We start from the raw sequence: 14,011 nt of genomic DNA, 5'->3' as shown, positions 1-14,011 counted from the left end.
CTCCCGATTCCTGACCGAGGGGTGAGGGGCGAGGACCCTTCCGATCCGAACGGCTCCTGGCCCGAACGACTCCTGGCCCGAACGGCTCCCCGGGCCGCGGGCGGCTCCCTGCGGCGGCGGCGCCGGCCTCAGCCGTCCAGCCTGACGCAGGCCACCCGGTCACCCACCGCGTGCCGGCCGGCCGGGGTGCCCGCGTGCAACACCAGCGAGCGCGCCTCGCCCGGCCGCAGCTGCCAGGCCACCGCAGTGGCGGCGCTGCCCACGCCCTGCCGGTCGGTCCGCAGCGCCAGCCGCAGCTCGTTGCCCTCGTTGGCGTACGCCGGGTCGGTGGACGGCTGCACCGGGTCGACCACGTTCTGGTAGTGCGGGCCGGAGGAGGCCGGGTCGACCCCGCAGTCGCCGGTGTGGAGGTGCGCCGGGAACTCGTGGTCGGGGGCGAGCCCCGAGACCGTCAGGGTGAGCACCGTCCGCCCGGGCAGCGAGCGGTCGGTGACGATCCGGGCGTGCGAGCCGTACGGCACCAGGTCGCTCGCGTAGCTGATCGCGGTGGGCGGGACGAAGGCGGTGGCCGGGTCGAAGGCGGCCTCGGTGACGGAGACCGGCGAGGTGGCGGGGGCGAGCAGGGCCAGCGGCAGCAGGGCGGCGGCAAGCGGAGCGGTCATCGGGACGGGGCCTTCCGGGGGCGGGGCGACGGTCGCCCTGCTAACGCGGCCGGGGCTCCCAGGACACCCCCGGTCCTCCCCGCGCAGGCGACGCCCTCAGTCCGCGTCCCGCCGGATCCCCCGGATCTCGCAGCGCGGCCCGCTGGCCCGCATCAGCCGCAGGTCGGCGGTGACCAGCGGTACCCCGTACCGCTCGGCGACCGCGACGTACGCGGCGTCGTCCGGGGTCAGGTTGTCCTTGAGTTCCCAGATCCGGCCGAGCAACGGCGCCACCTCGATCTTGCGGATCGTCACCGCCGCGAGCTCCTCGGTGAGTTCGGCGACCCGCTCGACGGTCAGCTCCTTGGCCAGGTAGAGCCCGCGCAGCGACTGCATCACCTCGACGACGACGTGCTCGGGCGCCACCCACTCGCCGCCGGAGGCGAGTTCCGCGCGGGCCCTGACCCCGCGCGGGCCCTGGTCGGCGAGTGCCAGTACCAGCGCGGATGCGTCCACCACGATCATCAGTCGGCCCCTGCCCGTTCCCGCACGTCAACTCACCGGCCACGGTACCGGGGCGGCCCTCGTCCGGCGGGGCCGGGCTCGGGGGCGCCCAGGGCGGACGGGACGTTCCTGGTCGCGCCCCCGTGACTCGGCGGGCTCCGCGCCCGCTGCGCATGGTCGGACGCCCGAGCCCGGCAGCCCGCGTTGCGGCCGGGGAGAGCGGTGCTCAGGACCCGATCAGCAGCCCGGCCAGCAGGGAGGCGGCGTTGGCGGTGCCGGCAGCGAGCCAGGGCAGCGGGTCGCGCGGGCGCAGCCCGGCGAGCGGGCACAGCAGCAGCGCCTCGATCGCGCAGACCGCCCCCTCGCCGAGCGCGAAGCCCGTCCAGTACGCTGCCGCCGGTCCGTCGGTCCAGTGCCGCAGGGTCCACCAGAGCAGTGGGTGCGTCACCAGGTTGACCAGGACGGCGGCCGCGGCCGCCCGGCCGGGGCGGATCCGCCCCACCTGTACCAGGGCGGCGGTGTAGACGGGCGTCTCGGTCAGCAGGGTGAGGGCGAGGGCCACCGGGTAGCGCACGGCGGGGATCGTGCCATGGAAAGGGGGGACATGGCGACGACGAGCGCGGGCGCACCCACGACGGCACCCGCCCCCACGACCTCACCCACGACGGCACCCGCCCCCACGACCTCACCCACGACGGCACCCGCCCCCACGACCTCACCCACGACGGCAGCCGCCCCCGCGGCCACCGCCTGGCCCGCGCCCGGCCCGGCCGCCCGGCTGGGCGCCGCGCCGTTCGCGGGCTTCGCCCTGTCGGCCGTCCTCGCCCTGGCGCTGGCCCTGCGGGCGCCGACCGGCCTGGCGGTGCTGGGCCTGGCCGCCTTCGGCCTGCTGCACAACGTGCTGGAGCTGCGCTACGTGGCCGGCCGTTTCGCCGCGGTCCTGGCCGGCCCGCTGCTGCGGCTGCTGCTGGTCCTGGTGACCGGCATCGTGCTGTGCCGCCTGCTGCCGCCCTCCCGGGTCGCCCAGTCGGCGGAGATCCTGCTCGCGTACGGCCTGCTGGCGGCGGCCTGCCGGTACGGGTTGCGCGGCCGCCGGCGGCTGTCGGTGGTGGGCGCGGTGCTGTTGGTGGCGGCGGGGGCGGTCTCGCTGGCCTTCCCCGCGTACCACTTCGTGGTGCTGGCGCACCTGCACAACGTGGTGCCGCTGCTGTTCCTGGCCGAGTGGTCGCGCCGGCTGGCGCGGGGCCGTGCGGCGTTCCTGACGCTGCAGTCGGCCTGGGTGCTGCTGGTTCCGGCGCTGTTGCTGAGCGGTCTGCTGGACGGCCTGTTGGCGCGGCGCCCGGGCGGTTGGACGGACCGGCTGGCCGCCGCCTACACCCCGCCCGGCTGGCTGACGCCGCAGGTGGGGCTGCGTTTCCTGGCGGTGTTCGCGTTCCTGCAGACGATGCACTACGTGGTCTGGGTCTGGTTCCTGCCCCGCTACGCGCCGGAGGCGGCGGAGCGTTTCGACGCCCGGGTGCCGGGGCTGCGCGGGGTGCGGGCCTGGGGGCTGGGCGCGGGCGCGGGTGTGCTGCTGGCCCTGTTGTTCGCCGTGGATTACGCCCAGGGCCGGTCGGTGTACGCGGCGTTGGCGAGTTACCACGCGTATCTGGAGTTCCCGGTGCTGTTGATGCTGGTTCTGGGCCTGGGAGCGAACCGGGCGCGAACGGAGGAAGAAGAGTGACGACGACCCTGCTGGCCGACATCGCCCCCTCGCCGACCGGCGGATCCGGTGGTGAGCTTGTGGTGGTGCTGCTGATGGCGGCCGCTGTCGTGGCGGGTGCGGTCTGGCTGATCAGGCTGGAGCGCAAGCGGCGCGGCCCGGACGACCGGTGAGTCACGGCATGCACTATGGTTTATCTCGACATCGAGATAACTGCCCCTTAGGATATATCTCGACATCAAGATACTTGCCGAGAGGCGCTCGCCGGCGATGCGGGCAAGGTCAGCCTAAGTAAGGCTGACCTTACCACCGCGTGACGGCCGGATATCGCACGAAGCACCCAGAAGGAGTCAGTCGTGTCCGCGAACAGCTTCGACGCCCGCAGCTCGCTGCAGGTGGGCGACGAGTCGTACGAGATCTTCAAGCTCTCCGCCGTCGAGGGTTCCGAGCGGCTGCCGTACAGCCTCAAGGTGCTGCTGGAGAACCTGCTCCGCACGGAGGACGGCGCGAACATCACCGCCGACCACATCCGCGCCCTCGGCAACTGGGACGAGAACGCCCAGCCGAGCCAGGAGATCCAGTTCACCCCGGCCCGCGTGATCATGCAGGACTTCACCGGTGTGCCGTGCGTGGTCGACCTCGCCACCATGCGCGAGGCCGTCAAGGAGCTGGGCGGCGACCCGGCGAAGATCAACCCGCTGGCCCCGGCCGAGCTGGTCATCGACCACTCGGTCATCGCCGACAAGTTCGGCACCAAGGACGCGTTCACCCAGAACGTCGAGATCGAGTACGGCCGCAACAAGGAGCGCTACCAGTTCCTGCGCTGGGGCCAGACCGCCTTCGACGAGTTCAAGGTCGTCCCGCCGGGCACCGGCATCGTCCACCAGGTGAACATCGAGCACCTGGCCCGCACCGTCATGGTCCGTGGTGGCCAGGCCTACCCGGACACCTGCGTCGGCACCGACTCGCACACCACCATGGTCAACGGCCTGGGCGTGCTGGGCTGGGGCGTCGGCGGCATCGAGGCCGAGGCCGCCATGCTCGGCCAGCCGGTCTCCATGCTGATCCCGCGCGTCGTCGGCTTCAAGCTGACCGGCGAGCTGCCGGCCGGCACCACCGCCACCGACCTGGTGCTCACCATCACCGAGATGCTGCGCAAGCACGGTGTGGTCGGCAAGTTCGTCGAGTTCTACGGCGACGGCATCGGCTCCATCCCGCTGGCCAACCGCGCCACCATCGGCAACATGTCGCCGGAGTTCGGCTCGACCTGCGCGATCTTCCCGATCGACGCCGAGACCATCAACTACCTGAAGCTCACCGGCCGTGACGCGCAGCAGCTCGCCCTGGTCGAGGCGTACGCCAAGGAGCAGGGTCTCTGGCACAACCCGTCGCACGAGCCGGTCTACTCCGAATACCTGGAGCTGGACGTCTCCACCGTCGTCCCGTCGATCTCCGGCCCGAAGCGCCCGCAGGACCGCGTGATCCTGGCCGAGGCCGCCGAGAAGTTCGCCGAGGCGCTGCCGACCTACTCCGCCGAGGCCTCGAAGCCGACCGCCGTCACCGCCCCCGACGGCTCGGCCTACGAGATCGACAACGGCGCGGTCGTGATCGCCTCGATCACCTCCTGCACCAACACCTCCAACCCCTCCGTCATGCTGGGCGCCGCCCTGCTGGCGAAGAAGGCCGTGGAGAAGGGCCTGCACGTCAAGCCCTGGGTCAAGACCACCCTGGCGCCCGGCTCCAAGGTCGTCATGGACTACTACGAGAAGGCCGGCCTGCTCCCGTACATGGAGAAGCTGGGCTTCAACCTGGTCGGCTACGGCTGCGTCACCTGCATCGGCAACTCGGGCCCGCTGCCCGAGGAGGTCTCGGCCGCCGTCAACGAGTCCGACCTCGCGGTCGTCTCGGTGCTCTCCGGCAACCGCAACTTCGAGGGCCGGATCAACCCCGACGTCAAGATGAACTACCTGGCCTCCCCGCCGCTGGTGGTCGCCTACGCCCTCGCCGGCAACATGAACGTCGACATCACCAAGGACGCCCTGGGTCAGGACGCCGACGGCAACGACGTCTTCCTCGCCGACATCTGGCCGTCGGAGCAGGAGGTCGCCGACGTCGTCGCCGGCTCCATCGACGAGGCCATGTTCGACAAGGGCTACCAGGACGTCTTCGCCGGTGACCACCGCTGGCAGTCGCTCCCGGTCCCGACCGGCAACACCTTCGAGTGGGACGCCGAGTCCACCTACGTCCGCAAGCCCCCGTACTTCGAGGGCATGGCCAAGACCCCGAGCCCGGTGACCGACATCGCCGGCGCCCGCGTCCTGGCCAAGCTGGGCGACTCGGTCACCACCGACCACATCTCCCCGGCCGGCAACATCAAGCCGGGCACCCCGGCGGCGCAGTACCTGACCACCAACGGTGTCGAGAAGCGCGACTTCAACTCCTACGGTTCCCGTCGTGGCAACCACGAGGTGATGATCCGCGGCACCTTCGCCAACATCCGCCTGCGCAACCAGATCGCGCCGGGCACCGAGGGCGGCTACACCCGCGACTTCACCCAGGCCGACGCGCCGGTGTCGTTCATCTACGACGCCTCGCAGAACTACCAGGCCGCCGGCATCCCGCTGGTCGTCCTGGCCGGCAAGGAGTACGGCTCCGGCTCGTCCCGCGACTGGGCCGCCAAGGGCACCGCGCTGCTGGGCGTCAAGGCCGTCATCGCCGAGTCGTACGAGCGCATCCACCGCTCGAACCTGATCGGCATGGGCGTCCTGCCGCTGCAGTTCCCGGAGGGCGAGAACGCCGAGTCCCTCGGCCTGACCGGCGAGGAGACCTTCTCCATCACCGGCGTGACCGAGCTCAACGAGGGCCGCACCCCGAAGACCGTCAAGGTCAAGGCCGGTGACAAGGAGTTCGACGCGGTCGTCCGCATCGACACCCCCGGTGAGGCGGACTACTACCGCAACGGCGGCATCCTGCAGTACGTGCTGCGCTCGCTGATCGGCTGAGTCCCGGCACAGGCCTGAGAGGGGCCGGACCGCACTTCGCGGTCCGGCCCCTCTCCTTTTTGCATACTGCGCCGGGCTTTTGCATACCGCGCCGGTTGCCGCCGACCCCTTGTGCGGTGAACGGCGGATGGACTAAACCTCTGTGCCATCTGGTCCAGACCATTTGACGTCGCTTCAGAGAACAGGTCCGGTATGCCCACTCGCGCCTCAGCCCTGCTCGCCGCCGCCACCGTCGCCGCGCTGCTCGCCGCCCCCGCCACCGCCAACGCCGCCGACGGACGGCACGGCCCGAAGCTGAAGGGCCAGCGGGTCGGCTACTTCACCCAGTGGGGCGCCGACAGCTCCGCCAAGCGGGTCCAGGAGTCCGGCCAGGCGGCCAGGCTCACCGTCATCAACTACGCCTTCGGCAACGTCTCCGCCGACGGCACCTGCTTCGAGAGCAACGAGCCCGGCCAGGGCGACGCCCGCGACGACTACCAGCGCTCCTTCTCCGCCGCCGAGTCGGTGGACGGCGTGGCCGACGCCCCGGGCCAGCCGCTGAAGGGCCACTTCAACCAGCTGCGCAAGCTCAAGGCGAAGAACCCCCAGCTGCGCACGGTCATCTCGCTGGGCGGCTGGACCTGGTCCAAGTACTTCTCCGACGCGGCCGCCACCGACGAGTCCCGCAGGAAGTTCGTCTCCTCCTGCATCGACCTCTACCTCAAGGGCGACCTACCGGTCCTGGCCGACTCACCGGAGGGCGGCCGGGCCGCGGCCGCGGGCGTCTTCGACGGCATCGACATCGACTGGGAGTACCCGGGCGGCGGCGGGGACGCCGGCAACGTGGTCCGCCCCGAGGACGGGCACAACTTCACCCTGCTGATGCGGGAGTTCCGCGACCAGCTGGACGCGCTGAGCGGCAGGAAGGGCAAGCACTACCTGCTGACCGCCGCCGTGGCCGCCAACGAGACCGTCGCCGACCGGCTCGAACTGCCGCAGCTGAGCGAGTCGATGGACTGGCTGAACGTGATGACCTACGACCTGCACGGCCCCTGGGAGGGCAAGGGCCCGGCCAACCACCAGGCCAACCTGTACTCCGACCCGACCGACCCGGACCCCCGGCAGCGCAGCGCCGACACCGCCGTGACCCACTACCAGGAGCGCGGGATGCCCTCCGAACAGCTCGTCCTCGGCGCCCCGCTGTACGGCCACGGCTGGACCGGCGTCGCCCCCGGCAAGCGCGGCGGCCTCTTCCAGAGCGCCACCGCGTCCGCGCCCGACCGCTCCTACCGGGAGATCAACGAGCTGCCGGGCAAGGTCCACCTGGACCGCGACCACGGCGCGTCCTGGAAGTACGACGGCACCACCTTCTACAGCTACGACACCGCCGAGGTGCTCACCCAGAAGGCGCGGTACACGCGCTGGAACGACCTGGCCGGGGTGATGGTCTGGTCGCTGGACGGCGACGACGCCCAGGGCAGCGCGATCGCCGCGCTGGACCGCGGCCTGCGCCGCGACTGACCGGCCTCCCACGGCAGAGGGCCCCGGCCGCTCCCTGAATCCAGGGAGCGGCCGGGGCCCTCTTTCACGGCGGCCCGGTCATGGCGGCCCGGTCACGGCGGCGTACGGCCGGCGCGGCCCGCGGCCGTCGCGGTGCGCGCTGCCCGTCAGACCCGGTCGCAGGCCTGCGCCCGCAGCGCGCGGGCCAGGTCGTCCCGGCGCTCCAGCACCAGGCGGCGCAGCGCCGGCGCGGCCTGCGGGTGCCCGGCCAGCCAGGCGTCGGCCTCGGCCAGGGTCTGCTCGTCGGTCTGGGCGATCGGGAAGAAGCCGCCGACGATCCGCATCGCGATCTCGATGCTCCGCTCGGCCCAGATCCGCTCCAGCAGCTTGAAGTACGGCGCCGCGTAGAGGGCGCTCAGGTCGCGCTGAGAGGGGATCGAGAAGCCGGCGGTGTTGGCCTCGACCAGGGCGCTCGGCAGCTCGTCCGAGTCGATCACGGCCGACCAGGCGGCGGCCTTGGCCTCCGCGGTGGGCCGGGCGGCCAGGCACTGGGTGTGGTGCCGCTTGCCGCTCGCGGTGTTGTCGGCGGCCAGCTCGGCGGCCAGCTCCTCGTCGGTGGCCTGGCCGGACGCGGCCAGCGCCAGCCACAGCGACCAGCGCAGGTCCTGGTCGACCTCCAGGCCGTCGATCCGGGCGCTGCCGGACAGCAGGCCGCGGACCAGGCCGAGGTGCTCGGCGCCGCCCGCGGTCTGGGCGAGGAAGCGGGCCCAGGCCAGCTGGTGGTCGCTGCCGGGGACGGCGTCGCGCAGCTCGCGCAGGGCGCCGTCGGCGAGCAGCCGGCCGCCCTCGCCGCGCCAGGCCGGGTCGGCGTACAGGTCGACGGCGGTCTTGGCCTGGGCGTGCAGCGACTGGAGCACGCCGATGTTGCCCTCCTGGCCGGCGAACCGCAGTACCAGGGCGACGTAGTCGCGGGCCGGCATCAGGCCGTCCCGGGTGAGGTTCCACACCGCGGACCAGGTCAGCGCGCGGGCCAGCTCGTCGCGGATGTCGCCGAGGCCGGTGCGCAGGCCCTCCAGCGACTCCTCGTCGAAGCGGATCTTGCAGTAGGTCAGGTCGTCGTCGTTGAGCAGCACCAGCGCCGGGCGGGCCAGCCCGACGGCCTCGGCGACGACGGTCCGGGCGCCGGTGACGTCCAGCTCGATCCGGCCGGTGCGCACCAGGGCGCCGTCGGCGTCCCGGTCGTACAGGCCGACCGCGATCCGGTGCGGGCGCAGGCCACGCGACGGAGTCGCGGAATCGTCCGCAGCGCCGTCCTGGAGCACGGCCAGCTCGGTGATCCGGCCCTCGGCGTCGGTGGTGACCTGCGGGGTGAGCGCGTTGACCCCGGAGGTCTGGAGCCAGGCGGCGGCCCAGGCCTTGAGGTCGCGGCCGCTGGTCTCCTCCAGCACCTCCAGCAGGTCGCCCAGCTCGGTGTTGCCGAAGGCGTGGCGCTTGAAGTAGCGGCGGGCGCCCTCGAAGAAGGCCTCCGAACCGACGTACGCCACCAGCTGCTTGAGGACGGAGGCGCCCTTGGCGTAGGTGATGCCGTCGAAGTTGAGCTTGGCGTCCTCGAGGTCCCGGATGTCCGCGGTGATCGGGTGGGTGGTGGGGAACTGGTCCTGCCGGTAGGCCCAGGCCTTGCGCTGGTTGGCGAAGGTGACCCAGGCCGAGGAGTAGCGGGTGCGGGCGCCGATCAGGCCGTAGGAGCCCATGAAGTCGGCGAAGGACTCCTTCAGCCACAGGTCGTCCCACCAGCGCATGGTGACCAGGTCGCCGAACCACATGTGCGCCATCTCGTGCAGGATGACGTTGGCCCGGCCCTCGTACGCGGCGTCGGTGACCTTCGAGCGGAAGATGAACTCCTCGCGGAAGGTGACGCAGCCGGGGTTCTCCATCGCGCCGATGTTGTACTCGGGGACGAAGGCCTGGTCGTACTTGCCGAAGGGGTACGGGTAGTCGAACTCCTCGTGGAAGAAGTCGAGTCCGAGCTTGGTGACGCCGAGGATCTCGTCCGCGTCGAAGTACGGGGCCAGCGACTTGCGGCACATCGCGGAGAGCGGGATCTCTAGCGCGGTGCCGTCGGCCAGCTCGCGGCGGTAGTGGTCGCGGGCGACGTGGTACGGGCCGGCGACGACGGCGGTGAGGTAGGTGGAGATCGGCTTGGTCGGCGCGAACTCCCAGGTACGGGCGTCGCCTTCGGCGGTGACGTTCTCGTGCGGGGCGTTGGACCACACGTCCCAGGCCGCGGGGGCGGTCACGGTGAAGGTGAACGGGGCCTTCAGGTCGGGCTGCTCGAAGTTCGCGAACACCCGGCGGGCGTCGGCCGGCTCGTAGTGGGTGTAGAGGTAGGTCTCGCCGTCCACCGGGTCGACGAAGCGGTGCAGGCCCTCGCCGGTGCGGCTGTAGGCGCAGTCCGCCTCGACGGTCAGCACGTTCTCGGCGGCCAGGCCGTCGACGTGCACCCGGGCGCCGTCGTAGGCGGTGGCCGGGTCGAGGGCGCGGCCGTTGAGGGTGACCGAGCGGACGGCGGGGGCGAGCAGGTCGAGGAAGGTGTCCGCACCGGGCTGGGAGCAGCGGAAGGTGACGGTGGTGGTGGACCGGAAGGTGCCGGCCGCCTGGTCCGGGGCCGAGGTCACGTCCAGCCGGACCTGGTAGCCGTCCACGGCCAGGATGCTGGCCCGCTGCTGCGCCTCGTCGCGGCTGAGGTTCTTGCCCGGCACGGCGGTACTCCTTTGTCCGGCTCGCACGGTGGTGCGCCTGTGGGTGGTGCGGTCTCGGCGCGGGGTGTGCTCCGCGCGCGGGGCCATCCTTTCACGCTCCGCGCCGTCAGTACCATTGCACAGGCCGCCGCGTTCGCACCGGAATCACCGGCGCCGGGCGGGTGTTGGCGTTCCGGGGACGGAACTCCTCCCTGCCTCGGACCACCTCACGAAGGACGACACGCAGTGACGACTGCCGCTGAGCGCAAGACCGCCGACTTCTGGTTCGACCCGGCCTGCCCGTGGGCGTGGATGACCTCCCGCTGGCTGACCGAGGTCCAGCAGCTGCGTCCGGTCGACGTGCACTGGCACGTGATGAGCCTGTCGGTGCTCAACGAGCACCGGGACCTCCCGGAGAGCTACCGGGAGCTGCTGGACAACGCCTGGGGCGCGGTGCGGGTCTGCATCGCCGCCGAGCAGCAGCACGGGCCGGAGGTCCTCGGCCGGCTCTACACCGAGCTGGGCCTGCGCTTCCACAACCAGGGCCTGCCGCAGAACCGGGAGACCGTCGAGGCCGCCCTGGTGGCAGCGGGCCTGCCGGTCGAGCTGGCCGACGCGGCCGACACGGACGCGTACGACGAGGCCCTGCGCGCCTCGCACAAGGAGGGCATCGGCCTGGTCGGCGAGGACGTCGGCACCCCGGTGATCGCGGTCGAGGGCGTGGACGGCGAGCGGGTGGCCTTCTTCGGCCCGGTGGTCACCCCCGCCCCGAAGGGCGAGGCCGCGGCCCGGCTGTGGGACGGCACCCTGCTGGTGGCCTCCACCCCGGGCTTCTACGAGATCAAGCGCAGCCGGACGGCCGGCCCCTCCTTCGAGTGAGCACGGCGCGGAACGCATGAGCACCGCGCGGAACGCGTGAGCGCGGCGTGGAACGCGGCAGGGCCCGGTACCCATCGGTACCGGGCCCCCGCCGTCCGCGCGTCCGGGTGGGTCAGCGCAGGGCGGCGGCGTCCCGGCGCTGCTTGAGCAGCCCGGCGACGGTGAGTCCGGCGACCAGCACGCCGGCCGCGTACAGCTGGTCGCGGTTGCCCTCGGTGGTGGTCATCAGGGCGAGGATGCCGACCACCGCGGCCATCGCGACCCAGGTCAGGTACGGGTAGCCCCACATCTTCACGGTGAGCAGCTCGGGCGCCTCGCGCTGCAGCCGGCGGCGCATCCGCAGCTGGACCACGCAGATGAACAGCCAGACCACCAGGATCGCCACACCGGTGGTGTTCATCAGCCAGGTGAACACGGTGTCCGGCCAGAACTTGGCGGCCAGCACGGCGCCGAAGCCGAACAGGCAGGAGACCAGCACGGCTCTGCGCGGCACCCCGCCGCTGACCTTGGCCAGCGCCTTGGGGCCCTGGCCGCGGCCGACCAGCGAGTACGCCATCCGGGACGCGCCGTAGATGTTGGCGTTCATCGCGGACAGCAGCGCGACCAGCACCACCACCTGCATGATCGTCCCGGCGGCGGGCACCCCGAGGTGGCTCAGCACGGTGACGTACGGGCCGTCGGTGACGACCTTCGGGTCCTTCCAGGAGACCAGGGTGACGACCAGGGCCATCGAGCCGATGTAGAAGATCCCGATCCGCCACACCGCGGTGCGCACGGCGTTGGCGACGTTCTTCTTGGGGTCGTCGGACTCGGCGGCGGCGATGGTGACGGTCTCCAGACCGCCGTACGCGAAGACCGAGGCGAGCAGGCCGATGATCAGCCCGTCGATGCCGTTGGGCAGGAAGCCGCCGTGGCCGGTGAGGTTCGCGGTGCCGGGGGCGCCGGGGCCGATCACGCCGGCGATGCCGAGCCCGCCGAGGACCAGGAAGGTGACGATGGCGGCGACCTTGATCGCGGCGAACCAGAACTCGAACTCGCCGAAGTTCTTCACCGCGGTGAGGTTGCTGGTACAGAAGAAGACCATGAACAGGGCGACCCAGACCCAGGCGGAGACGCCGGGTATCCAGCCGTTGACGATCTTCCCGGCGGCGGTGGCCTCGGCGGCCACGCCGCAGCAGAGCATCACCCAGTACATCCAGCCGGCCGTGATCCCGGCCCAGGGGCCGATCTCCTTCTCGGCGTGCACCGAGAACGATCCGGAGGCCGGACGGGCGGCGGACATCTCACCGAGCATTCTCATGATCAGCATGACCAGGAGGCCGGAGAGCACGAACGCCAGGATGATCGCCGGGCCGGCGGCCGCGATGCCGGCGCCGGAGCCGACGAAGAGGCCGGCGCCGATCACGCCGCCGAGGGCGATCATGGACAGGTGGCGCTGCTTCAGCCCGTGGGTGAGCTGCTGGCCACCCGACGCCGGGTCGGCGGCCGGGCGGGGACCGGCGGGGGTCCCGGTCGCCGTAGGGGCGGGGGTGGGGGCCATAGAGGCGGTTCCAGACTGTGCGGTATGCGACATGAGCTGTCCAATATCCGGGGGCGCCCCTGTCCATGCCAAAGATGATCGCTTCGGGCTCACGATGCGGACCACGTCGAAACCTAACGTGATCATGTTGTGACCAGGAGTCGTCCGGGACCGGTTCCGACAACACCCGACGGCCCGGGTTTGTCCGAAACCGTGCCGTTCGCGCAGTGGATCACCGCGTAGGTTCACAGGTGTTCACTCACCTGGACCTCACGGAGGAGCCCCGATGGCCACTGCCACCACCCCGATACCGCGCCGCGCCGTCCTCGCCGACCTGCTGCCCGCCGCCTCCACCCGGCTCGGCGCCCAGGCCCGCGACCTGGCCCTGGTGGCCGGCGGCGCCGCGCTGACCGGCGTGGCCGCCCAGCTGTCGGTGAACGTCCCCGGCTCGCCGGTGCCGGTCACCGGCCAGACCTTCGCCGCCCTGCTGGTCGGCACCGCGCTCGGCGCCCGCCGCGGCGTCGCCTCGCTCGTGCTGTACATGCTGGCCGGCATGGCGGGCCTGCCCTGGTTCGCCGAGGGCACCTCCGGCTGGGCGATGGCCTCCTTCGGCTACGTGCTCGGCTTCGTCCTGGCCGCCGCCCTGACCGGCGCGCTGGCCCGCCGCGGCGCCGACCGCACCCCGGTCAACACCGCCGTCACCATGGTCCTCGGCAGCCTCGCCATCTACGCGGTCGGCGTCCCGTACCTCGCCCTGTCGCTGCACGTGTCGCTCGCCCGGGCCGCCGAGCTCGGCCTCTACCCGTACCTGGTCGGCGACGCCCTCAAGGCCGCCCTCGCCGCCGGTGCCCTGCCGCTGGCCTGGAAGCTGGTCGGCCGGCGCTGACCCGCCCGGCCGGCGCCGACCCACCGGGCGGCTCCACCGGCCGGCCCCACCGGCCACCCCGGTCGGCGCACCCGTTGTCGGGCCCGGGCGCACGCGCATGCCACACTCATGGCATGCGCGTGTACCTGGGCTCCGACCATGCCGGATACGAACTGAAGAACCACCTCGTGGAGTGGCTCAAGGGGGCCGGCCACGAGCCGGTCGACTGCGGGCCGCACATCTACGACGCCGAGGACGACTACCCGCCGTTCTGCCTGCGGGCCGCCGAGCGCACCGCCGCCGACGAGGACGCCCTGGGCATCGTGATCGGCGGCTCGGGCAACGGCGAGGCGATCGCCGCCAACAAGGTCAAGGGCGTCCGGGCCGCGCTGGCCTGGAGCGTGCAGACCGCCGAGCTCGGCCGTCAGCACAACAACGCCAACGTGATCTCCATCGGCGGCCGCATGCACACCCTGGAGGAGGCCACCGAGTTCGTCGAGGTCTTCCTCAAGACCCCGTACAGCGGCGAGCCCCGGCACACCCGCCGGATCGAGATGCTGAGCGAGTACGAGACCACCGGCGAGCTCCCGCCGATCCCCGCCCCCCCCCCCCCCGGGGGGTACCCCCCCCCCCCCCCCCCCCCCCGGCCCGCCCCCCCCCCCCCGCGGCCCCGCCCCCCCCC

The 14,011-nt window shown here is 72.2% G+C and carries 11 protein-coding genes and 1 pseudogene; 7 read left to right on the top strand and 5 right to left on the bottom strand.

Annotation, left to right across the window (positions count from 1 at the left end; genetic code table 11):
* Positions 1 to 128: 128 nt before the first annotated feature.
* From ACGF0D_RS38045 to ACGF0D_RS38035, 3 genes are all read right to left on the bottom strand, one after another.
* The gene (locus ACGF0D_RS38045) at positions 129 to 662 is read right to left on the bottom strand and encodes a superoxide dismutase family protein (RefSeq protein WP_392924377.1); all 534 of its coding nucleotides are present in this window, start codon (positions 660 to 662) and stop codon (positions 129 to 131) included.
* Between the two features lie 96 nt (positions 663 to 758).
* Positions 759 to 1,166, bottom strand: coding sequence for a type II toxin-antitoxin system VapC family toxin (locus ACGF0D_RS38040; protein WP_392924374.1), 408 nt, complete (start codon positions 1,164 to 1,166; stop codon positions 759 to 761).
* 205 nt (positions 1,167 to 1,371) lie between these two features.
* Positions 1,372 to 1,719 carry a hypothetical protein gene (locus tag ACGF0D_RS38035; protein ID WP_392924371.1) on the bottom strand — a complete coding sequence of 116 codons (348 nt, stop codon included), beginning with the start codon at positions 1,717 to 1,719 and terminating at the stop codon, positions 1,372 to 1,374.
* A 30-nt stretch (positions 1,720 to 1,749) separates the two neighbouring features.
* Here ACGF0D_RS38035 and ACGF0D_RS38030 point away from each other — a divergent pair, with 30 nt between their 5' ends.
* The 4 genes from ACGF0D_RS38030 (at position 1,750) to ACGF0D_RS38015 (ending at position 7,349) form a co-directional block, all read left to right on the top strand.
* Positions 1,750 to 2,868, top strand: a complete 1,119-nt coding sequence (locus tag ACGF0D_RS38030) for a hypothetical protein (protein ID WP_392924369.1) — start codon at positions 1,750 to 1,752, stop codon at positions 2,866 to 2,868.
* Complete coding sequence (locus ACGF0D_RS38025; protein ID WP_392884332.1) at positions 2,865 to 3,020, top strand: hypothetical protein; 156 nt, start codon at positions 2,865 to 2,867, stop codon at positions 3,018 to 3,020. Before ACGF0D_RS38030 ends, ACGF0D_RS38025 begins: the two co-directional genes overlap by 4 nt.
* 183 nt (positions 3,021 to 3,203) lie before the next feature.
* Positions 3,204 to 5,849, top strand: coding sequence for an aconitate hydratase AcnA (gene acnA / locus ACGF0D_RS38020; RefSeq protein ID WP_392924366.1), 2,646 nt, complete (start codon positions 3,204 to 3,206; stop codon positions 5,847 to 5,849).
* A gap of 192 nt (positions 5,850 to 6,041) precedes the next feature.
* Positions 6,042 to 7,349: a glycoside hydrolase family 18 protein gene (locus ACGF0D_RS38015; protein ID WP_392924364.1), complete on the top strand. Its 1,308-nt coding sequence runs from the start codon at positions 6,042 to 6,044 to the stop codon at positions 7,347 to 7,349.
* Between the two features lie 146 nt (positions 7,350 to 7,495).
* On the opposite strand, the gene pepN is transcribed toward ACGF0D_RS38015, so the two are convergent.
* Positions 7,496 to 10,087, bottom strand: a complete 2,592-nt coding sequence (gene pepN / locus ACGF0D_RS38010) for an aminopeptidase N (RefSeq protein ID WP_392924361.1) — start codon at positions 10,085 to 10,087, stop codon at positions 7,496 to 7,498.
* A 225-nt stretch (positions 10,088 to 10,312) separates the two neighbouring features.
* On the opposite strand from pepN, the gene ACGF0D_RS38005 reads away from it, so the two are divergent.
* Entirely contained in the window at positions 10,313 to 10,945 is a 633-nt protein-coding gene (locus ACGF0D_RS38005) for a DsbA family protein (protein WP_392884326.1), read from the top strand.
* Between the two features lie 112 nt (positions 10,946 to 11,057).
* On the opposite strand, the gene ACGF0D_RS38000 is transcribed toward ACGF0D_RS38005, so the two are convergent.
* A complete protein-coding gene (locus tag ACGF0D_RS38000; protein WP_392924358.1) occupies positions 11,058 to 12,485 on the bottom strand; it encodes an amino acid permease in 1,428 nt (475 codons plus the stop codon).
* Positions 12,486 to 12,750: 265 nt separating this feature from the next.
* Between ACGF0D_RS38000 and ACGF0D_RS37995 the strand changes: the two genes are divergently transcribed.
* Together ACGF0D_RS37995 and ACGF0D_RS37990 are read left to right on the top strand one after the other, a co-directional pair.
* Positions 12,751 to 13,350, top strand: coding sequence for a biotin transporter BioY (locus ACGF0D_RS37995; RefSeq protein WP_392884324.1), 600 nt, complete (start codon positions 12,751 to 12,753; stop codon positions 13,348 to 13,350).
* 113 nt (positions 13,351 to 13,463) lie between these two features.
* Positions 13,464 to 13,949: pseudogene (locus tag ACGF0D_RS37990) on the top strand (ribose-5-phosphate isomerase); the annotation flags it as partial.
* Positions 13,950 to 14,011: the final 62 nt, after the last annotated feature.

This window comes from Kitasatospora sp. NPDC048298 (assembly GCF_043201465.1).
Taxonomy (GTDB): Bacteria; Actinomycetota; Actinomycetes; order Streptomycetales; family Streptomycetaceae; genus Kitasatospora.
This window is presented reverse-complemented; position numbering and strand designations above follow the sequence as displayed.